Source organism: Anoxybacillus thermarum (assembly GCF_000836725.1).
GTDB classification, from domain to species: domain Bacteria; phylum Bacillota; class Bacilli; order Bacillales; family Anoxybacillaceae; genus Anoxybacillus; species Anoxybacillus thermarum.
Map to the genome: position 1 here is coordinate 1 of NZ_JXTH01000128.1, position 1,009 is coordinate 1,009.

Consider the following 1,009-nt stretch of genomic DNA (forward strand, 5'->3'; position numbering starts at 1 on the left):
TGGGGGTTCAAGTCCCTCCACCCGCATAATGCGGAAGTAGTTCAGTGGTAGAACACCACCTTGCCAAGGTGGGGGTCGCGGGTTCGAGTCCCGTCTTCCGCTCCAACATGCCTATGCCGGGGTGGCGGAATTGGCAGACGCACAGGACTTAAAATCCTGCGGTAGGTGACTACCGTGCCGGTTCGAGTCCGGCCCTCGGCACTTTATATGCGCCCGTAGCTCAATTGGATAGAGCATCTGACTACGGATCAGAAGGTTAGGGGTTCGAATCCTCTCGGGCGCGCCATGTTTATATCGTAGTGAGGACGGGAAGTAGCTCAGCTTGGTAGAGCACATGGTTTGGGACCATGGGGTCGCAGGTTCGAATCCTGTCTTCCCGACCATTTTCAAGGGGCCTTAGCTCAGCTGGGAGAGCGCCTGCTTTGCACGCAGGAGGTCATCGGTTCGATCCCGATAGGCTCCACCAAAAAATGTTGACAAGAAAAACAGTAAATGTTATATTAAAAAGGTCGCTTCAAAAGCGACGAGATGTTCCTTGAAAACTGAACGAAGCGAAAAGCGTACAAAAGCTAAGGATAACTTTTCTATGGAGAGTTTGATCCTGGCTCAGGACGAACGCTGGCGGCGTGCCTAATACATGCAAGTCGAGCGGACGATTCAAAAGCTTGCTTTTGAATCGTTAGCGGCGGACGGGTGAGTAACACGTGGGTAACCTGCCCTGTAGACGGGGATAACACCGAGAAATCGGTGCTAATACCGGATAACACGAAAGATCGCATGATCTTTCGTTGAAAGGCGGCGCAAGCTGTCGCTACAGGATGGGCCCGCGGCGCATTAGCTAGTTGGTGAGGTAACGGCTCACCAAGGCGACGATGCGTAGCCGACCTGAGAGGGTGATCGGCCACACTGGGACTGAGACACGGCCCAGACTCCTACGGGAGGCAGCAGTAGGGAATCTTCCGCAATGGACGAAAGTCTGACGGAGCAACGCCGCGTGAGCGAGGAAGGC

General features: G+C 54.4%; 5 tRNA genes and 1 rRNA gene. All 6 read left to right on the forward strand.

Annotation, left to right across the window (positions count from 1 at the left end):
* The first annotated feature begins 30 nt into the window (after positions 1-30).
* Positions 31-105, forward strand: a tRNA-Gly gene (locus LH47_RS14645).
* 10 nt (positions 106-115) lie between these two features.
* A tRNA-Leu gene (locus LH47_RS14650) sits at positions 116-201 on the forward strand.
* Positions 202-209: 8 nt separating this feature from the next.
* A tRNA-Arg gene (locus LH47_RS14655) sits at positions 210-286 on the forward strand.
* Positions 287-306: 20 nt separating this feature from the next.
* Positions 307-383: transfer RNA gene (locus LH47_RS14660), tRNA-Pro, on the forward strand.
* Positions 384-390: 7 nt separating this feature from the next.
* Positions 391-466: transfer RNA gene (locus LH47_RS14665), tRNA-Ala, on the forward strand.
* 117 nt (positions 467-583) lie between these two features.
* Positions 584-1,009 (forward strand): 16S ribosomal RNA (locus LH47_RS14670); the annotation flags it as partial.